Here is a 19147-nt window from a genome sequence, read left to right on the forward strand (position 1 = left end):
GAGTTCGAGGGGCGGCGGGACGGTGGACGAACGCTACGACAGCTACTGCGCCGCAGACCGGCTGTTCTACGACTCGCTCGGCAGCGCCGTCGCGCAACCCGTCTTCCCGGCCGCCGAACGACCCATGCCGGCCGGCTGGCGCCGCGAGCCGCTCGACGACTGGCTGATCTACGCGCCCGACGGCGGCTCGCTGCCCCAGCAGGGCTGGAAGATCCATGTGTCGGCGGGTCTGGCGAACGCCGAACGGGTGCTCGACGCGGTCTGGAACTACTGCGTCCCCCGCGGCCTGTCCTTCAAGTTCCTGCGCGGCCCGCGCACGCTGCTGCTGCGCAACTCCAAGTACGCCGCCCGGGCCGCCAGCGGAAAGTTCATCACGGTCTATCCCCGCGACGACGCGGAACTGGAGCTGGCCTGCAAGGAGCTCGACGAACTGCTCACCGGCGAGGCCGGGCCGTACATCCTCAGTGATCTCCGCTACGGCACCGGCCCGGTCTACGTGCGCTACGGCGGCTTCGCCGCCCGCTACTGCCACTCTCCCGACGGCCAGGTGGTACCGGCCATCGAGGACGAGACCGGCACGCTGGTGCCGGACCGCCGAGAGCCCGTCTTCCACGTACCGTCCTGGGTCACCCTGCCCGACTTCCTCGGCCCGCACCTGGCCGCCCGCACCGCAACCAGCACCGACCAGGTGCCGTACCGAATCGAGCGGGTGATCCACTTTTCGAACGGCGGCGGGTTGTACGTGGGCAGGGACCTGCGCACCGACACCGAGGTGGTGCTGAAGGAAGCCCGACCGCACGCCGGCCTGGACGCCGACGGCACCGACGCCGTCGCCCGGCTGGCCCGCGAGGCGCAGGCCCTGCGGCAACTCGCCGACCTGCCGCAGGTGCCTCGGGTGCACGACGAGTTCGCCCTCGGCGAGCACCGGTTCCTCGCGCTCGAGTTCATCGAAGGCCGACCACTGAACAAGGTGCTGGTCGACCGGTACCCGCTGATCGACGCCGACGCCACCGACGACGACCGGGCGGCGTACGCCCGATGGGCCCGCCAGATCTACGAGCAGGTCGAATCCGTCGTGACGGCGATCCACGAGCGCGGCCTGGTCTACGGAGACCTGCACCTGTTCAACATCATGATCCGGCCCGACGACCGGGTCGCCCTGGTCGACTTCGAGGTGGCCGCCCCGATCGCCGGGCACCGCCGACCCGGGCTACGCAACCAGGGCTTCGCGGCACCGAGGGACCGAACCGGGCCGGCGGTCGACCGGTACGCCCTGGCCTGCCTGCGGTTGGCACTGTTCCTGCCACTGACCCAGCTGGTCCGGCTCGCCCCGGCGAAGGTGACCCACCTGGCCGACATCATCGCCGCGAACTTCCCGGTGCCGAGGTCCTTCCTCGACCCGGCGGTCGAGGAGATCACCGGTGACCCGCGGGTCACCGCGGATCCAGCAGGGGATCTCGGCACGGATGACTGGCGCACCAAGCGGGACCGGCTGACCACGGCGATCCTGGCCAGCGCCACCCCCGAGCGCGACGACCGGCTCTTCCCCGGCGACATCGAGCAGTTCCGCAGCGGCGGCCTCAACCTCGCCCACGGGGCGGCGGGAGTGCTGTACGCGCTCGACAAGAGCGGTGCCGGGCGGTGGCCCGAGCACGAGGACTGGCTGGTGCGGCGGGCGACAGCGCCCCCGTCCGGCACCCGCTGCGGCTTCTACGACGGCCTGCATGGTGTCGCCTACGCGCTCGATCACCTCGGCCGCCGGCAGGACGCGCTGGACATTCTCGACATCTGCCTGCGGGAACCCCTGGACGGGCTCGACCACAGCCTGGCCAGCGGACTGTCCGGGATCGCGCTCAACCTGGCCGAGTTGGCCGCGCGTACCGGGGAGGTGTCGTTGCACGACGCCGCGTGGCGGGCCGCCGAGCAGGTGATCGGGCAGCTGGCCGACGACCCGGGCCCGGACGTCAGCGGCGGACGTAACCCGTACGCCGGGCTGCTGCGGGGCCGGACCGGACCGGCGCTGATGCTGTTGCGGCTCTACGAGCTCAGCGGCGACGACGAGCTGCTGGAGCACGCCGCCACGGCACTGCGTCAGGATCTGCGCCGGTGTGTGCTGCGCCCGGACGGTGCCCTGGAGGTCAATGAGGGCTGGCGCACCATGCCCTACCTGGCGCACGGCAGTGTCGGTATCGGGCTGGTCCTCGACCAGTACCTGCGCCACCGGGCCGACGACCGGTTCGCCGAGGCGAGCGCGGGGGTGCGCCGCGCCGCACGCTCACCGTTCTACGCACAGTCCGGGCTCTTCGCCGGCCGGGCCGGCATCATCGCCTACCTCGCCGCCTCGACCAACGACGCCGACCGCCGCGAACTCCGCGCGCAGCTGGACCGGCTGACCTGGCACGCGCTGCCGTACCGGGACGGGACCGCATTCCCCGGCGAGCAGTTGCTGCGGCTCTCCATGGACTTCGGCACCGGCACCGCCGGCGTGCTGTACGCGCTGGCCAGCGCGCAGCACGACCAGCCGCCGATGCTGCCCTTCCTCGCGCCCCTGCCGGGCGCGAACAGACTCCCTCGCGACAGCGGGGGCGACCTGATCGGCGAACGGAAGGAAGGGAGGTGAACGACATGGCACTTCTGGACCTCCAGGGCCTGGAGATGGCTCCGGCCGACCGCACCGGTGGCGGTAGCCGGGCGAGCCTGCTGCTCTGCGGCGACAGCTCGCTCTCCGTCACGACCTGCAACTGATCCACGCACACGTGGGGCCCTGGGTGGGTAGACGTGCCCACCCAGGGCAACCGCGCACCAACGGGAGGACCGATGCCGACGTTCGCCGTGGGGGACAGGCTGCTGCGGCAGACGGTCCTGGCGGGCGGCGGCTGGACCGCCGGACTCGCGGCGGTCGCGCTGCTCGGCGCGGCCGCCGAACTGTTGCTACCCGCGGCCCTCGGCCGCGCCGTCGACGCCGCCCTCACCGGCGGCTCCGCCTGGTGGGCGGTGTCCGCCTGCGCCCTGGTCATCGTCCTCATCTGCGTCGACACCCTCACCGACCTGGCCAGCGGGTTCGGTGCGTCGCGCGCCACCGCACGGCTGCGCCGGCGGCTACTGCGTCACCTGTTCGCCCTGGACGTCCGCGCCACCCGCCGGCACCCGGTGGGTGACCTCGTCGGCCGGTTGGTCGGCCAGGCCGCCGACGCGGGACAGGCCGGCAACGCCGTGGTCCTGGCCATCGTGGCGGTGCTTCCGCCGCTCGGCAGCGTCGTCGCGCTCACCATCATGGAACCGGTCCTCGGGGTCACCCTGCTCGCCGGTCTCGGCCTGCTCGCCGTCCTCATGCGCGCCTTCGTGGCCGACGCCTCGGCCGCGACCGCCGGGTACCAACGGGTGCTCGGCACCATCGCCGGCCGACTGCTGGAGTCGCTGACCGGTGCCCGGACCATCGCCGCCGCCGGCAGCACCCGTCGCGAGGAGGACCGGGTGCTGGCGGCCCTGCCGGAGCTGGACCGGCACGGCCGGCGCACCTGGGACCTGCTGGCCCGAGCCAGCGCGCGCACCTCGGCCGTGGCGCCGCTGCTGAACCTGAGCGTCATCGCGGTCGGCGGGTACGCCCTGACCACCGGCTGGCTCACGCCAGGTGAACTGGTCGCCGCGGTCCGGTACGCGGCCATCGGCGCCGGCCTCGGCGCGGTGCTCGCCACCCTGAACCACCTGGTCCGCAGCCGCGCGGGAGCACACCGGGTCGCCGAGCTGCTGACCCAGCCCGCCACGCCGGCAGGCGATCGGCCAATTCCACCCGGCGGCGGCGCCCTGCGACTGCGGGGCGTGTGCGTGTACGCCGACGACGGCCGGCCCATCCTGGACGGCATCGACCTGGACGTGCCGGCCGGCGCCACCGTCGCCGTCGTCGGAGCGTCCGGCGCCGGCAAGTCGACCCTGACGGCCGTGGCCGGACGGCTCTACGACCCCGACGGCGGTGAGGTGCGACTGGACGGCGTGCCGCTGCGGGACCTCGACGCGGCGGCGCTGCGCCGAGCCGTCGGCTACGCCTTCGACCGGCCGGTGCTGATCGGCGCGACCGTCCACGACGCGATCGGATTGGCGCTGCCGGTCGACTCGGCGACGCCGCCGGCCGATCGGAGCCCGGCCACCCCGGCGGTGCTGCGGGCGGCCCGGATGGCGGCGGTCGCCGACGTGATCGACCGGCTACCCGACGGTTACCGCACCCCGCTGACGGACACACCACTGTCCGGGGGCGAGGCCCAGCGCCTCGGCCTGGCCCGCGCGTTCGCCGCCGAGCGGCTGCTCATCCTGGACGACGCGACGTCCAGCCTCGACACCGCGACCGAACACCGGATCACCGAGGCGGTGCTCGGGCGGGCCGGGGAGCGTACCCGACTGGTGGTCACCCACCGGACCGCGGCGGCCGCGGCGGCCGACCTCGTCGCCTGGCTCGACGGCGGCCGGCTGCGCGGCCTGGCGCCGCACCGGCAACTCTGGACCGACCCGGACTACCGTGCGGTCTTCCAGCCGGCCGGCGGTGGGTCGTGAGCCGTCCCGGCGTACGCCGGGTGACCTGGCGGGCGCTGCGGGCCCGCCGGCGGGAACTCGCGGGGCTCGGCGGCTGGTCGCTTGTCGAGTCGCTGCCCGCGCTGCTCGCCGGCTACCTGGTGGCCCGCGCCGTCGACGAAGGCTTTCTGGCCGGACGTCTCCTCAACGGCCTGGCCTGGTTGGGGGCCCTCGCCGTGGCCGTGCTGGTCGGCGCGGCCGCCACCGGTCGGACGTACCGGAGCCTCAGCGCGGTGGTCGAGCCGTTCCGCGACGAGGTGGCCGCTCAGGTGGTCCGGGGCGCGTTACGTGACGCCACCCGGGCGGGTGGCCGCCCGGACAGCGCCGCCGTGACCCGGCTGACCCACCAGATGGAGATCGTCCGGGACACCTTCGCCGGTCTGCTGATGGTGACCCGCGGTTTCCTCTTCTCCGCCGGCGCGGCCCTGCTCGGCCTGCTCGCCCTGGCACCGGTGGTGGCGGTGCTGGCCGCCGCGCCGCTGGTCGCCGGTCTGGTCGTGTTCCTCGCCGCGCTGCCGGCGATGATCACACATCAGCGCGCATACGTCCGGGCCGGTGAACAACTCGGCCAGTCGGCGGCGACCGCGCTGGCGGGTCACCGCGACGTGCTGGCCTGCGGCGCCCAGACACGCGTGGCGGCCGACGTGGCCCGCTGGGTGACGGCGCAGGCCGCCGCCGAACGCAGGCTCGCCCGGATGGCGGCGATCCGCAGCCTCAGCCTCGGCATCGGCGGCTGGCTGCCACTGCTGGTGCTGATGGTGGCCGCCCCGTGGCTGGTCGAGCGTGGTCTCACCGCCGGCGCGGTGTTGGGCGCGCTGATCTACGTCTCCACCGGGCTGCAACCCGCCCTGCACACCCTGGTGCAGGGCCTCGGCGGCGGCGGGCTGCGCTACGCGGTCACCCTGGAGAACATCCTGCGCACCTATCCGGTCTCCGACGACCAGCGCCCGTCGACCCCCGCCGCCCGGACGCCCCGCTGCCGCCCACCCACCGGCCCTGCCGGCCGCCCGCCAGCCGTCGAGGTCCGGGGACTGACCTTCGGCTACGGCCCGCGCGCCCGGCCCGTCCTGCGGAACTTCTCGCTGACCCTGGCCGACCGGGAGCACCTCGCCGTGGTGGGCCCCAGCGGTGCGGGCAAGTCCACACTGGCCGCCCTGATGGCCGGTCTGGTGCCGCCGCAGGCCGGCACCGTCCACCTGGCCGGCGCGACGGTCGCCGAGGTCGAACCGGCCGTCCTCGCCCGGATGCGAGTGCTGGTGCCCCAGGAGGCGTACGTCTTCACCGGCACTCTCGCCGACAACCTCCGCTACCTCCGGCCGGACGCCGACGACCACACGCTGGACGTCGCCCTCGACGCGCTCGGCGCGCGCCCCCTGGCGACCCGCCTGGGCGGCCTGGGCGCGCCCGTCGCGCCGGCCCTGCTCTCCGCCGGCGAGCGGCAGCTCATCGCGGCGGTCCGGGCCTGGCTGGCACCCGCCCCGCTGGTGATCCTCGACGAGGCGACCTGTCACCTGGACCCGGCGCTGGAAGCGACCGTCGAGGCCGCCTTCGCCCGGAGACCCGGCAGCCTCGTGGTGATCGCACACCGGATCAGTTCCGCGCTGCGGGCCGGTCGGGTGCTGGTCCTCGACGGCGGCGAGCCCGTGGTGGGGACGCACGAGCAGTTGTCGACCAGCTCGGCTACCTACCGGGCGCTCGTCGGTTGCTGGGACGACTCGGTGGTGCCGTCCCCGGCGGCGCCGGCGCGGCAGGCCTGACCCCCGCACCCGCGCCGCCGGCTGCCGGTCAGATCCAACCCGCCTCGCCTGCCATCCGCACGGCCTCCACCCGGGTACGCGCGCCCACCTTGCGAGCGATCCGACCGAGATGATTGCGGACGGTGCCCCGGGTGAGCCCCAGCGACACCGCCACCTCCGCGACCGGCGCACCCGCGGCCGTCAGCCTCAACACCTCCGTCTCACGGCTGGTCAGTGGGCCGTCGGGGCGCAGCGCCGCGACAACGAGATCCGCGTCGAGCACGGGCTCCCGGCGGGCGAGCCGGCGGATTCCGTCAATGACCCGCTGGGGGGCGGCGTCGCTGCGCAGGATGCCGACCACCCTGGTCGGGCACAACATGCCTCGCAGCCGCCGGGCCCGAAGCGGGTGGGCCAGCACCAGGACGGGGCACCGGCCGAGGCGGTCGGGATCGACGTGCTCGACGAAGTCGAGGTCGGCCACCACCACGTCGGGGCGTTGGGCGCGGACGGCCGCGGAGACCGCGTCACCGCGATCCACCTCCGCCACGACACGGATGTCCTCCTCGGCGGCGAGGACGAACGACAACGCGCCCAGAACCAGGGCGCCGTCCAGGGCGAGCAGGGTACGGATCACGATGAACCTTCCCGCACTCCGATGGTGATCACAGAACGTCAACATTCAAACACGCATCCGGCGGGGCCGCACGGTGACGGGGGCGGGTCCGGACATCTGCACCGGACCCGCCCCTGAGGGCTACAACCAGCCGTTACGGCGCGCGCGCGACACCGCCTCCAACCGGTTGCGAGCTCCGGTCTTGCGCAGAATCACCGACAGGTGATTGCGCACCGTCCCGTGTGCCAGGTAGAGGCGGACGGCGATCTCCTTGAGGGGCAGCCCCTCGGCCGCCATCCGCAGCACGTCCATCTCCCGAGGCGTCAACGGCATCTCCGGGGGACTCAGCACCGCGACCGCCGCGGCCGGGTCGATCGCCCGCTCCCCGGCCGCGAGCGCGCGGATGGCCCGCACCAGTTCGGCCAGTGAGCTGTCCTTGCCGACCAGGCCGCGCGCGCCGGCGGCCAGCGCCGCCTCCACCAGGGCCGGGCTCCACCGAGGGCTCATCGCCAGCACGGCGGCGTGTGGCGCCTCGACGTCGATGCGGGCGACCACCTCCACCGGGTCGGGCAGCTCCGGTGTCAGTGCCAGCACCACCACCTGTGGTCGGCACCGCCGGACCACCGTCAACAGCTCGCCGACACCCTCGACGTCGGCGACCACCTTCATGTCCTCCTCACGTGACAGCGCGGCGCAGAGCGCCCCGCGCAGCAAACCCATGTCCTCGGCGACAACAACGTGGATCACCACGTTTTCTCCGATCTCAGGTACGCGTCACGACGGCCGCCGGTCCCGGTACGTCCACGGGTTGGTCAGGGCGGTCGTGCGCTACAGGCGGGTGGGCGTCGGCCCGCCGCACCGTCACGGCTGACGGGCGCGGGCACTGATCGACCGACCAGCGGGTGGAACGGTCCGCGTGGACCAGCCACCGGGGTCGGTCAACCCGCCTCAGCCCGGGCGGGCGATCGCAGACGGAGTTCGGCTCTCGATGAGAAGCGGCACGAGATCGCAGGGTGGCCCAGCACCGACGTGCGACTGCCGGTCGAGCGGCCGGAGCAGCCCCGGCCCGGGCGTCGACCCGATGTCGACGCCAGCGGCATCGTGGTCGACGGGTGCGACGGGCTGGCCAGAGGTCTGACCTCTCGCGGCCACCGGTTCCGGGTGTGCGGCGGATTGCCCCGTCGACGCCGTGGCACGCGCGGGGCCGACGACGGACATCGGCGGTGGCGCGGCCGGAGCCGGCGGCGCCGCGGCGCGTACGGGGGCCGGCGCCGGATCCGCCGGTGGCGTCGGAGCTGTCGGTACGGGGGCCGGGTCGGTCACCGGCACGGCGACCGGCCCGAGCGCCGGGGGAGCGGGCCGCGCAGGTGGTGTCGCCGCCGGCACGGTCACCGGGCCGATAGTGGGCGGCAGAACGGCATCGGCGACACGCAGGAGGGCCATGATGACGGGCCGGATCGGCACGTGGCTCACGATGTCGACGACGTGCGGCAGGGGGGCGGTGACCAGGCCCACCACGGGCGAGACGGCCGGTGCGTGCACCACGGGTGGGTCGGGGATGGCAATGGCTGGCTGTCGCGGTGGGTCGGTGACCGGCCGTGGCAGGTCGACACGGTGAGCCGAACGGTGAGCCGCGCGGGCTACGGAGGCCGGTCGGAGCCTTTCCCGCTCCGCCGCGACGGATGCGCCGACCCGGGGCGGCGGCACGGACACGGGCGATCCACCCGTGACCCGTCGAGGCTCCGTCGAGGGTGGCTTCTCGGTCGAGGACGGCTTCTCGCGGGGGACGAGGAGGCCACCGATGGGCCCTGCGACCGGGGCGCGGAGCCTGTCGCGGCGGCTATCGTCGGCCCCCGCGGATCGTTGGCGGTCCTGGCTGGAGCGCTCGGCGACCGTGAGGCGCGCGACCGACTCGACCAGACCGCCGATCCTCCGATGAGGCTCGTCACCGGAGCCGCCGCGTATTCCGTCGGCGGCGGCCGGCCCCTGAAGCAGGGCGGCGACGACGAAACCGGCCCCGACGGCGGCCGCGATCAGCACCATCCGCCGGGCGAGCCTGCGCAGCCGGCCGGCCGCAAGCGGCGCGGACCGGTCCGGCGCAGACGCCGACGCGGTTCCGATGACGGGACTTCGCACGCGGGCACGACCCCTTCCCTCTGGGATTGCTGACCCATAGTAGCGGTGCACTCACGCAGTTGCATCCGATGGATGTGCGCGTTCGTCGGCAGGCTGCGGCAGCACTACGTCTGATGTGGAGGCCGGCCACCCGCCGCCCGGCTGGTCCCTGCTCGGCGAACGTCCCGGACCAGGGAAGACCGCCTACGCGGGTGGCGGCGCGGTCGACTCCCGGATCCGCAGCGATGGGCTGATGACGATGCGGTGGGTGGGGCGGTCGGGGTCGGCGAGCCGGTCGGCGACGAGCCGAACGGCGGCTCGTCCGATCGAGCGTCGCGGCGGTCGGACCGCGGTCAGCGGTGGGCTGAAGAGTCCGGCGACCTCGTCGTCGTACGCCACGATGGAGAGGTCGCCGGGAACGGACAGGTGCCGCTCCTCGCAGTGCTGCACCAGCGCGATCGCCTCGGCGTCGGCGTGCACCAGCAGCGCCGTCGTCCCGGTCGCCTGGCACTGGTCGAGGATGCCGTTGAGCACGGTGTCTCGCTCGGGTGACCGTGCGTCGGGTACCACGGCGACCACCGTGGCGTCCGGGTCGAGGCCGCACTCGGTCGTGGCGTCGAGCCAGCCGCGCCGCACGTGCTGGCTGGTGGGGCTGTTGGCGTCGAGCACCAAGCCGACCTTGCGGTGTCCGAGCGAGGTGAGGTGGCGCACCGCCATGGCCGCACCGAGCGCGTGGTCGGTGACCACCGATTCCATGACAGCGTGGTGGCTGCCTACCGTGGCGGTGCGTTCCAGCAGGACGACCGGGACGCCGACCTGGTCGAGCCACTCGATGGTGCGCTCGGCGGTCGGTGCGTCCATGCTCGGCGCGATGATCAGCGCGTCGACGGCCATCCGCCCCACCAGGCGGGCCAGTTGCGGCTGGTCGTCCTCGCTGTCGTAGGAGGAGCCGCGCAAGACCACCCGCATGTCAAGCTCGCGGGCGGCTACCTCGACGCCGCGAGCCACGTCCGGCCAGTAGTAGTCCAAGGAGGGCACGAGCATGCCGAGGGCGCGCCCGACCAGCGGGTGCACGCCTGCGGCGGGTGGCTCGTCGGCTGCCGGGACGTCGTCCGGCAGGATCAGGGCGACGCCACCGTGGACCCGGCGAACCAGCCCTTCCGCGGCGAGCTCCGCGATGTCGCGCCGGATGGTGACCGGCGCGGCGCCAAGCACGTGGGACAGGTCAGAGATGCGCATCGAGCCGTCGCGTTGCAGGGCTGCCAACAGTTGCTGGCGGCGGGCGACCTGAAGCGGCCCTCGGGCGGTCTCCGCCGTGGCGACGACGGGGCTGTCCTTGGTCATGGGGGGCCTCCGAGGAACGCTTCGTGCGGCGAAAGCTCTTGCCTGGTGCGGACGACCTCGCCGGCCGGGCCGAACGCGGTGAGGTCGATCGCGAGCCGGATCGGCCGTTCTCCCCACACGTCGGAGAGCATAGGATCCGTGATCCGCCGGTGCGTCGCGGAGCGGGCCGCCGATGCCGGCTGCCAACCGAGCCCGACCCGGCCGGTGATGTCGCGCCCGGCCTGGGCGCGCGGCTGACGCATCGCGGGGTCGTGCGGGTGTGCCCACACGACACGCTCTCGCGCCGGCGGCACCGGCAACGACCCGTTCGGTGGCGCGAGCACCCGTGCCGGCAATTGCGTCCTGTTGCCCGGCCATGCCGCAGCCAGAGGGCCTGCGAAGCGCTCTACGCCGGTCATGGCTCCTCGGACTCATAGAGCGGCTATGAACGATTCTGATCGTATCAGAGCAGTTGTGGCGGTTGAGGCGTAGGCGAGTTTGGGAGCGGCATTGACTTGCTCCGTTGTGAGCGTTTTACTTCGGAAACCCTGCGGATGCCTGCGCGTCACATTCATGGGCAACGCCCCGCTCGCCACATTCCATGGAGACGGATCGATGCGACAGGACCACGGATGACGCACGGGACGACCGGCCGGGTGACGCCGGGGACGGACTCGGATGTCGCCACCACCGCGACCTGGAGTCGGGATGACTGGTTGGCCCTCGCCGACCGGATGCTCGCCGCCGCCCGACCGTTCGCGTCACCCGGACACGCCCTCGTCACCTTTCCCGGGCCGGAGGGCGGTTATGGGCGGGCCGTCGACGGACTGGAGGGTTTCGCCCGCACCTTTCTGCTGGCTGGTTTCCGCATCGCGGGTGCCCGGGCAGTGGGCCTGGACGAACTCGTGGACCGGTACACGGCTGGCATCACCGCTGGCACCGACCCGAGCTCTCCCGACCGTTGGGCGCGCTTGGACGAGCACCCCCAGGCGAAGGTGGAGGCCGCCTCCATCGCGCTGGTCCTGGACATGACCCGCCCGTGGATCTGGGATCGGCTGCCGTCGGTGGTCCGCGAGCGGGTGGTGGACTATCTGCGCCCGGCGGTCGGCGACGACACGTACCCACGGATCAACTGGGTCTGGTTCCGGCTGGTCGTACAGACGTTCCTGCGTTCGGTGGGCGGGCCGCACTCGCTCGCCGAGATGAACGAGGACCTGACCACCCATGACGGCTTCGTCCGCGCGGACGGCTGGATGTCCGACGGGCAGCACCGTGCCTACGACCACTACGTGGGCTGGGCCCTGCACCTCTATCCGACGCTGTGGGCCCGGATGGCCGGTGCCGCGGACCTGGCCGAGCAGCGCCGCGAACGGGATCTGGCCGGCCTCGACCGCTTCCTGAGCGACGCGGTCGCGCTCGTGGGCGCCGACGGATCACCCCTGATCCAGGGGCGAAGCCTGACCTACCGCTTCGCCGCGGCGGCGCCGTTCTGGGTCGGCGCCATCGCCGGCGTGCCCTCGGTCAGCCTCGGCCGGTTGCGCGGCGCGGCCACCCGCATCGTGCGTCACTTCGTCGCCAACGGCGCCCCGGACGAACGAGGCCTGCTCACCCTCGGCTGGCACGGGCCGTGGCCACGCCTTGCCCAGTCGTACTCCGGGCCGGGCTCGCCGTACTGGGCCAGCAAGGGCCTGCTCGGCATCGCGCTACCCGCCGACCATCCCGTGTGGACGACTCCCGAGGAGCCGCTGCCGGTGCAGGAGCGGGACGCGGTGCGGGCGATACACGCGCCAGGCTGGCTGATCTCTGGCACCTGTGCCGACGGCATCGTCCGCGTCGTCAACCATGGCACCGACCACGCCGTCGAGGGTGCCACCGTCTCAGATTCCCCGCTGTACGCCCGACTGGGTTACTCCACCGCCACCACCCCGGTCCTCGACGACAGCGGCTGGGCCAGCCCGCTCGACCAGTCCGTCACTCTCGTCGACGACGCGGGCCGGGTCACCCACCGCGCCGGTATGCGCCTGCTGACCGTTCACGTCGACCCCGACGGCGTGGGCGTGGCCGGGTCACGTGCCCTCGCCCACTGGGTCGACCCGGATCCGGGTCAGCGCGACCACGGCGGCGGTCGCGTGGGCCGGTCCCGACCGGCCGGGCACCTCACGGTGTACTCGCTGGTCCGCGGCCCCTGGGAGCTACGTCTGACCCGCGTCGACGGCCTCGCCGACGGCGTCGAGGCGGCTGCGCTGCGACTACGGATCGGCGGCTGGGCCATTGCCGGGGATGCGACAGCCACCGCCGGCGGCGGTGTAGCGGTCGTGACAGGGGCCGACCTGACCAGCTGGCTCGAGAGCGTGCACGGCGGCGGAACGGCCGGCGTCACCGCCGTTCCGCACGGCGGGCCCCTGGCCGACGGGCTGGTCGTGCCATGGCTGGACCACCCCGTTCGGCCGGGGGCATGGGCCGCCACCTTCACCGAGCTGGCCAGGGTGCCGGTGACCACGGCCGGGCAGGCATGCCGGGCCGTGATCGACGAGGACGGCCGCGGCCTCCACCTGGCGGTCGACTGGCCCGACGGGATCAGCACGTCGACCCGTCTGGACACGGAGCATGCCAGGCCCACCCAGGCGGCCTGGTAGCAGTGCGGGCCCGTCCGGGCCCCTTGACCTGAAGGAGAGAGGATGAAGCGTGCGATACCGGCCGTCATCAGCGCCGCGACGGCCCTGACGCTGGTTCTCGCCGGCTGCGGGGGCGGAGACGAGCCAGTCGACCCCAATGCCCCGGTGACGATCACCCTGGCTGGCTGGAGCCTGTCGTCCACGCCCGAGTTCAAAGCGCTCGCCGACGGCTTCAAGGCGACCCACCCGAACGTGACGGTGGAGCTCAAGGAGTACGCCGCAGGCAACGACTACGACACCCAGATGATCACGGACCTGGCCGCCGGCACCGCCCCGGACGTCTACGTCATGAAGAACCTCAAGAACTTCTACACGTACCAGAGCGGTGGTCAGCTGCTCGACGTCTCCGACGCCACCTCCGGTCTCGGCTCGGTCCCGGCGCTCGCGTCGTACCAGGTGGATGGCAAGGCGTACGCGGTGCCGTACCGGCAGGACTCGTGGGTGCTGTTCTACAACAAGGAGCTGTTCGCGAAGGCGAAGGTGACGACACCGGACGGCAGCTGGACCTGGGACGACTACGCCGACGCGACGAAGCGAGTGCACACCGGGCTGAAGGGGGCCGGCTCGAACGCGACCGGCGCGTACCAGCACACCTTCCAGTCGACAGTGCAGGGATTCGCGCTCGCCCAGACCCCCAACGCGGACCTGCTCTCCGGGGACTTCGGCTACCTGAAGCCGTACTACGAGCGGTCACTGGACCTGCAGGCGGCCGGCGCGCAGCCGACCTTCGGCACCGCGAAGACCAACAAACTCACCTACCAGGCGCAGTTCGGCAAGCAGCAGTCGGCGATGCTGCTGATGGGCACCTGGTACGTGGCCACGCTGCTCAGCCAGCAGAAGAGCGGTGACGCCGACAAGTTCCAGTGGGGAATCGCCCCGGCACCGCAGTTCGACAAGTCCACCACCGGCACCTCCGCCACACCGGTCACCTTCGGCGACCCGACCGGCTTGGGGATCAACCCGAAGATCAGCAAGTCGAAGGCCGCCGCGGCCAAGGCTTTCCTCCAGTACGCGGCTGGCCCGGATGCCGGCAAGGCGCTGGCCGGGATCGGCATCACCCCGGCCCAGGTCACCGACGCGGTCACCGCGACGCTGTTCGGACTGGACGGCGTACCGCAGGACGACCTGTCGAAGTTCGCCTACGCCAAGCACACCATCAAGCCGGAGAACCCGGTGTCGAAGCACACCGCCGGCCTGCAAAACCTCCTCAACGAGACGCACTCGGCGATCCTCTCCGACAGCAAGGACGTCGATGCGGCGCTGAGCGAGGCGCGGACCCGCGCCAAGAACGAGGTCCTCAACCAGTGAGCTGATGGCGGGCCCGGCGCGCCTGAACCGCACGCTGGTCCCGCCGCCAGGCCGAACGCTCCCGGAGACTCCCTATGGCAACATTGCCGCGCACGAGACCCAGGAACCGGCGGCTGGTGTCGCGCAACACGGTCGCCGGCTGGTCGTTCATCCTGCCCAACTTCCTCGGCTTCGCCGTGCTCACCCTGCTGCCCGTCGTCGTGCTGTTCTACGTGGCCTTCACCAACTGGAACGTCTTCGGGGTGGCCGAGTGGACCGGCACCGCCAACTTCCGGCGGATGTGGGACGACGCGAGCTTCTGGACCGCACTGCGTAACACCGTCTACTACGCCGTCTTCCACATCCCGCTGACCCTCGCGGCGTCACTCGGGCTGGCGTTGCTGCTCAACCGCAGACTGCGCGGCGTGCGGTTCTTCCGCACCGTCGCCTTCTTCCCCTACATCACCTCGATCGTGGCGATCGCGGTCGTGTGGAACCAGCTGTTCAGCCCGGAGTACGGCCCGATCAACGCTCTCCTCGGTGCCGTCGGGGTGGACAATCCACCGGGCTGGACCGCGTCGTCGACCTGGTCGATGCCGGCGGTCATCATCGTCGGCACCTGGCGGTACATGGGCTACTACATGCTGCTGTTCCTCGCCGGCCTGCAGACCATCCCGGCCCAGCTCTACGAGGCGGCCGAGACCGACGGCGCCTCACCGTGGCAGCGGTTCGTGCACGTGACCCTGCCCGGGCTGCGACACACCACCTTCTTCGTCACCGTGCTGCTCACCATCGAAAGTTTCAAGGTCTTCGATCTCATCCTCGTGATGACCGGCGGCGGACCTGGCCAGTCGACCCTGGTGCTCTCGCAGTACATCTACCAGAAGGGCTTCGAGGAGAACCAGTTCGGCTACGCCTCGGCGGTCTCCATCGTCCTGTTCGCCATCTGCTTCGGCATCACGGTCATCCAGTTCATGGTCAACAAGCGGAGGAACAGCTGATGACCGCGACCGACCTCTCCACGCCCGTCCCGGCCATCGCCGCGCCTGGCAACCGCGGAACCTCCGCCCGACGCATCAGGTCCCTGGGCGGGCGGCTCGTCGGGTACGCCGCTCTCGTGCTCGCGGCGGCGGGGTTGCTGCTGCCGTTCTTCTGGATGGTGGTGGCGTCGTTGAAGACCAACAACGACGTCTTCACCATCCCGATCACCTGGCTCCCCGATCCCGTGGTGTGGCGCAACTACCTCGACATCTGGCAGCGCTCGGAGATGACGACGTGGTTGGGGAACACCCTGCTGCTGTCGGTGGTCGTCACCTTCCTACAGGTGTTCACCGGCAGCTTCGCGGCCTACGGCTTCGCCCGGGTCCGCTTTCCCGGCCGCAATGCCCTCTTCCTGGCGTACGTCGGAACCATCGCGGTGCCCTGGCAGTCGTACATGATCCCGCAGTTCATCCTCATGTCGAAGCTGCACCTGTCGAACACCCTCTGGTCGATCGTCGCGATACAGGCGTTCGGCGCGATCGGTGTGTTCCTGATGAAGCAGTTCTACGAGACGATCCCCGAGGAACTCAGCGAAGCGGCGCGGGTCGACGGGCTCAGCGAGTTCGGCATCTACCGACGGATCATGCTGCCGCTGTCCCGGCCGGCGCTGGCCAGCCTGGCCCTGCTGATGTTCACGACCACCTGGAACGACTACCTCGGCCCGCTGATCTACCTGCGCAGTCCGGAGCTGCGCACCATCCAGTTGGGGCTGAACACCTTCATCTCCCAGTACAACGCCGAATACGCGCTGATCATGACGGGCTCCGTGCTGTCCGTGCTGCCCGTCGCGGTCATCTTCCTGCTCGGCCAGCGCTACTTCATCGAGGGCGTCGCCACGACCGGACTGAAGGGTTGAGGTCCATGCGTTCGCGCCACACCACCATCACCGCCGTCTTCGACGGGCTCTACGTCGCGCTCGTCAGCAACCTGCTGCTGGCGCTCGGTTGCCTGCCATTGGTGACGCTCGCGTTCACCACCGAGGCGGCACGCTCCTGGCCGCTGTACGCGCTGACCGCCCCGCTCTGCGCGCCCGGGCTCTGTGCGGTCTTCGCGGTCATGTCCGCCTACTCCGCCGGCGACACCGGCGGGGTGCTGCGCACCTACGGCCGCGCCTGGCGGGCCACCGCCCGGCCGGCGATGCTCTGGACGGCGGCAGCCTCGGCCGCACTGGTGGTGCTCGCCGTCGACGCCCGCGCCGCGTGGGGCCACCGGATCGGGGCACTCACCCTGCCGATCCTGGCGACCCTGACCGTCCTCACCGCCGCGACCACGCTGCTCGGGCTGGTGACCCTCGCCGACCGACCCACCGCGCCACTGCGCGAGGTGGCCCGCGTCTGCGTCTACCTGGCGGTGCGCCGGTGGTACCTCAGTGCCGCGTCTCTGCTCGTGCTCGTGCTGCTCGCCCAGATCTTGGCGGCCCGCCCCGCGATCGCGCTCGGTCTCGCCGCCGCGCCGCTGCTCTACGTCGTGTGGGCCAACAGCCGCTTCACCATGCGCGCCGCCCTCGACCCGCCGCCGACCGCACCCCGAGCCCCTGAACACCACGTGCCGGCCACCGAGCCGGGACCCCGATGACGCACCTGCCCGGCACCGGACCGGACACACGAGGGAGAACAGCATCCATGACGGCGACCGACGTCCGTCCCAGCTCCGACGCAGAAGCCACGGCGGCCGCGGTGGCCGCCGCGATACGTACCGTCGACGCGAACATCGCCACCTTCGGCGACCGGTACCCCGCGGACACCACCGACGCCAACCGCTACCTGCTCCGGCCACCGAGTGCTGGCCAGCCCGAGGGCGCCAACGTCGGCTGGACCACCAGCTTCTGGCCGGGCATGCTCTGGCTGGCACACGACCTGACCGGTGACGATCGCTACCTGCGGGCGGCAATGTCGCACGTGGACAGCTTCGCGGCCCGGATGACCGACGGCATCGACCTGGACACCCACGATCTCGGGTTCCTCTACACCCTCGCCTGCGTCACCCCGACCCGTCGTACCGGCGACCCGCGGGCCCGAGACGCGGCTCTCGCCGCCGCCGACCATCTGATGACGCGCGTTCTCGAACCCGCCGGAATCATCCAGGCGTGGGGCGACCTGAACGACCCCCGTCAACGCGGCCGCACGATCATCGACAGCCTCATGAACACGCCGCTGCTCTTCTGGGCCAGCCAGACCACCGGCGACGACCGCTACGCCGCCGCGGCCCGCCGGCACACCGCTCAACTGCGCCAGCACATCCTGCGTCCGGACGGCACCACCTTCCACACCTTCTACTGGGACACGGACAGCGGTGCGCCGCTGCGCGGGGAAACCGAACAGGGCCACGCCGACCACTCCTGCTGGGCCCGCGGGCAGGCCTGGGGCATCTACGGGTTCAGCCTCAACCACCGGCACATCGGCGACCCCGCGCTGCTCGCCGCCGCGAGGACCTGCGCCGACCACTTCCTCGCCTGCCTGCCCGACGACCACGTCGCGTACTGGGATCTGGAGTTCGGCGACGGCAGCGGCCAGGAGCGGGACAGCTCGGCCGCGGCCATCGCCGCCTGCGGCCTGGTCGAACTGGCGGACGGCCTCACCGACACGGCCAGCGCCGACCGGTACCGCAAGGCCGCGGCCGAGATCCTGCACTCGCTCATCGGCCACTACTCCACCGGCGCTCATCCGGTCTCGAACGCGTTGATCCTGCACGGCGTGTACGACAAACCCAAGGGCGTCGGCGTCGACGAGGGAACCCTGTGGGGTGACTACTTCTACCTGGAAGCCCTCACCCGCGCCAGCATCCCCGGCTGGATCAGCCCCTGGTAGCCGCTGCGACCGACCCGCACTGCCCGCATCCTGCGAAAGGTGATCATGGACTACCGCTACCACTGCGCCATTCCCGCCGGCGACGGCCGGAACACGCTGCCCTTCAACCCCTGCCGGCTGCTGGACTTCACCCTGCTGCGACTGTCCGCCGGCGAGTCCTGGACCGGCGAGTCCGGTGACCGGGAGATGCTGGCCGTCATCCTCGGCGGCACGGCCAACTTCACCGTCGCCGACCACCACTTCCCGCAGGTCGGCCAGCGTCCCGACGTCTTCTCCGGTAAGCCGCACTCCGTCTACCTTCCGGCCGGCTCCTCGATCACCATCGAAGCCGTCACCGCCGTGGAGATCGCCCTACCCAGCGCGCCCAGTGAGCTGGCCACCGACCCCTACGTCATCGCGCCGGAGCAGGTCGCGAGCGGCCGTTGGGGCGCGGCCAACTTCGGCCGCACCTATCACCAGATCCTCACCGAGATCTCCCAGCCGGAGTTGCCCGCCCGCCGGCTCATCGTCGGCGAGACCTACACGCCCTCGGGCAACTGGAGCACCTACCCGCCACACCGGCACAAGGTCGACGACCTGCCCGCCGAGGCCGCACACGAGGAGATGTACTACTACCGCGTCAGCCCGGCGAACGGGTTCGGCATCAGCCGGGTCTACACCGACGACGGGTACGAGGAGAACGTCACCATCCGCGACCACGTGATGCAGATGATGCCCGAGGGGTACCACACCGTGGTCAGCGCACCCGGCTACACCACCTATTTCCTGTGGTTCCTGGCCGGCACCCAACGCACCCAGGGTGCTCGCGAGGACGCCGACCTCGCCTGGGTGGGCCAGACCGTACCGACCCTGCGGAGCCTGGGTCTGTAGTGACGTCGGTGGGACCCATCGCAACGTCGTCGTCGACCTGGGCGTGGCCGGACGTTCCGACCTGAGCGGCCGCCCGAGATCCCGTGGCGCGAGATGACGTCATTCGGTAGCGAAGAG

Annotated in this window: 15 protein-coding genes; 11 read left to right on the plus strand and 4 right to left on the minus strand. The window is 71.9% G+C overall.

The features are described from left to right. Nucleotides 1-22 precede the first annotated feature (22 nt). The 4 genes from lanKC (at nucleotide 23) to AC5L30_RS11925 (ending at nucleotide 6320) form a co-directional block, all read left to right on the plus strand. Nucleotides 23-2620 (plus strand): class III lanthionine synthetase LanKC, encoded by a 2598-nt coding sequence (gene lanKC, locus AC5L30_RS11910; protein WP_494867143.1) that lies wholly within the window; start codon nucleotides 23-25, stop codon nucleotides 2618-2620. 5 nt (nucleotides 2621-2625) lie between these two features. Next, nucleotides 2626-2745 (plus strand): SapB/AmfS family lanthipeptide, encoded by a 120-nt coding sequence (locus AC5L30_RS11915; RefSeq protein ID WP_013734295.1) that lies wholly within the window; start codon nucleotides 2626-2628, stop codon nucleotides 2743-2745. 72 nt (nucleotides 2746-2817) lie between these two features. Next, nucleotides 2818-4545 (plus strand): ABC transporter ATP-binding protein, encoded by a 1728-nt coding sequence (locus AC5L30_RS11920; RefSeq protein WP_494867145.1) that lies wholly within the window; start codon nucleotides 2818-2820, stop codon nucleotides 4543-4545. Beyond that, nucleotides 4542-6320 (plus strand): ATP-binding cassette domain-containing protein, encoded by a 1779-nt coding sequence (locus AC5L30_RS11925; protein ID WP_494867146.1) that lies wholly within the window; start codon nucleotides 4542-4544, stop codon nucleotides 6318-6320. The genes AC5L30_RS11920 and AC5L30_RS11925 overlap by 4 nt, the downstream gene beginning before the upstream one ends. A 28-nt stretch (nucleotides 6321-6348) precedes the next feature. On the opposite strand, the gene AC5L30_RS11930 is transcribed toward AC5L30_RS11925, so the two are convergent. The 4 genes from AC5L30_RS11930 to AC5L30_RS11945 form a co-directional block, all read right to left on the minus strand. Next, nucleotides 6349-6933 carry a response regulator transcription factor gene (locus AC5L30_RS11930; RefSeq protein WP_494867147.1) on the minus strand — a complete coding sequence of 195 codons (585 nt, stop codon included), beginning with the start codon at nucleotides 6931-6933 and terminating at the stop codon, nucleotides 6349-6351. 120 nt (nucleotides 6934-7053) lie between these two features. Then, the gene (locus AC5L30_RS11935) at nucleotides 7054-7659 is read right to left on the minus strand and encodes a response regulator transcription factor (protein WP_494867148.1); all 606 of its coding nucleotides are present in this window, start codon (nucleotides 7657-7659) and stop codon (nucleotides 7054-7056) included. Nucleotides 7660-9231: 1572 nt separating this feature from the next. Further along, nucleotides 9232-10371, minus strand: coding sequence for a LacI family DNA-binding transcriptional regulator (locus tag AC5L30_RS11940; RefSeq protein ID WP_494867149.1), 1140 nt, complete (start codon nucleotides 10369-10371; stop codon nucleotides 9232-9234). Further along, the gene (locus tag AC5L30_RS11945) at nucleotides 10368-10769 is read right to left on the minus strand and encodes a hypothetical protein (protein WP_494867151.1); all 402 of its coding nucleotides are present in this window, start codon (nucleotides 10767-10769) and stop codon (nucleotides 10368-10370) included. Before AC5L30_RS11945 ends, AC5L30_RS11940 begins: the two co-directional genes overlap by 4 nt. Before the next feature lie 213 nt (nucleotides 10770-10982). Between AC5L30_RS11945 and AC5L30_RS11950 the strand changes: the two genes are divergently transcribed. The 7 genes from AC5L30_RS11950 to iolB all read left to right on the plus strand — a co-directional run bounded on the left by AC5L30_RS11950 (nucleotide 10983) and on the right by iolB (nucleotide 19030). Beyond that, nucleotides 10983-12986, plus strand: a complete 2004-nt coding sequence (locus tag AC5L30_RS11950; protein ID WP_494867152.1) for a DUF2264 domain-containing protein — start codon at nucleotides 10983-10985, stop codon at nucleotides 12984-12986. A gap of 42 nt (nucleotides 12987-13028) precedes the next feature. Then, on the plus strand, nucleotides 13029-14333 hold the full coding sequence (locus AC5L30_RS11955; RefSeq protein WP_494867153.1) for an ABC transporter substrate-binding protein: 1305 nt from the start codon (nucleotides 13029-13031) through the stop codon (nucleotides 14331-14333). A 116-nt stretch (nucleotides 14334-14449) separates the two neighbouring features. After that, nucleotides 14450-15313 carry a carbohydrate ABC transporter permease gene (locus tag AC5L30_RS11960; RefSeq protein WP_494867154.1) on the plus strand — a complete coding sequence of 288 codons (864 nt, stop codon included), beginning with the start codon at nucleotides 14450-14452 and terminating at the stop codon, nucleotides 15311-15313. Continuing rightward, the gene (locus tag AC5L30_RS11965) at nucleotides 15313-16209 is read left to right on the plus strand and encodes a carbohydrate ABC transporter permease (RefSeq protein ID WP_494867156.1); all 897 of its coding nucleotides are present in this window, start codon (nucleotides 15313-15315) and stop codon (nucleotides 16207-16209) included. Before AC5L30_RS11960 ends, AC5L30_RS11965 begins: the two co-directional genes overlap by 1 nt. A 5-nt stretch (nucleotides 16210-16214) precedes the next feature. Further along, entirely contained in the window at nucleotides 16215-16928 is a 714-nt protein-coding gene (locus AC5L30_RS11970; protein WP_494867158.1) for a hypothetical protein, read from the plus strand. Between the two features lie 47 nt (nucleotides 16929-16975). Next, nucleotides 16976-18160 carry a glycoside hydrolase family 88 protein gene (locus AC5L30_RS11975; protein ID WP_494867159.1) on the plus strand — a complete coding sequence of 395 codons (1185 nt, stop codon included), beginning with the start codon at nucleotides 16976-16978 and terminating at the stop codon, nucleotides 18158-18160. A 45-nt stretch (nucleotides 18161-18205) separates the two neighbouring features. Next, nucleotides 18206-19030: a 5-deoxy-glucuronate isomerase gene (gene iolB / locus AC5L30_RS11980; protein WP_494867209.1), complete on the plus strand. Its 825-nt coding sequence runs from the start codon at nucleotides 18206-18208 to the stop codon at nucleotides 19028-19030. The last annotated feature ends 117 nt before the right edge of the window (nucleotides 19031-19147 follow it).

It is taken from the genome of Micromonospora sp. BQ32, assembly GCF_059358895.1.

What these genes read in the sequence shown, in the direction of transcription:
- AC5L30_RS11915 (WP_013734295.1), top strand. Translation starts at nt 2,626, where the DNA reads ATGGCACTTCTGGACCTCCAGGGCCTGGAGATGGCTCCGGCCGACCGC.
- AC5L30_RS11920 (WP_494867145.1), top strand. Translation starts at nt 2,818, where the DNA reads ATGCCGACGTTCGCCGTGGGGGACAGGCTGCTGCGGCAGACGGTCCTG.
- AC5L30_RS11940 (WP_494867149.1), bottom strand. Translation starts at nt 10,371, where the DNA reads ATGACCAAGGACAGCCCCGTCGTCGCCACGGCGGAGACCGCCCGAGGG.
- AC5L30_RS11945 (WP_494867151.1), bottom strand. Translation starts at nt 10,769, where the DNA reads ATGACCGGCGTAGAGCGCTTCGCAGGCCCTCTGGCTGCGGCATGGCCG.
- AC5L30_RS11950 (WP_494867152.1), top strand. Translation starts at nt 10,983, where the DNA reads ATGACGCACGGGACGACCGGCCGGGTGACGCCGGGGACGGACTCGGAT.
- AC5L30_RS11955 (WP_494867153.1), top strand. Translation starts at nt 13,029, where the DNA reads ATGAAGCGTGCGATACCGGCCGTCATCAGCGCCGCGACGGCCCTGACG.
- AC5L30_RS11965 (WP_494867156.1), top strand. Translation starts at nt 15,313, where the DNA reads ATGACCGCGACCGACCTCTCCACGCCCGTCCCGGCCATCGCCGCGCCT.
- AC5L30_RS11970 (WP_494867158.1), top strand. Translation starts at nt 16,215, where the DNA reads ATGCGTTCGCGCCACACCACCATCACCGCCGTCTTCGACGGGCTCTAC.
- AC5L30_RS11975 (WP_494867159.1), top strand. Translation starts at nt 16,976, where the DNA reads ATGACGGCGACCGACGTCCGTCCCAGCTCCGACGCAGAAGCCACGGCG.
- iolB (WP_494867209.1), top strand. Translation starts at nt 18,206, where the DNA reads ATGGACTACCGCTACCACTGCGCCATTCCCGCCGGCGACGGCCGGAAC.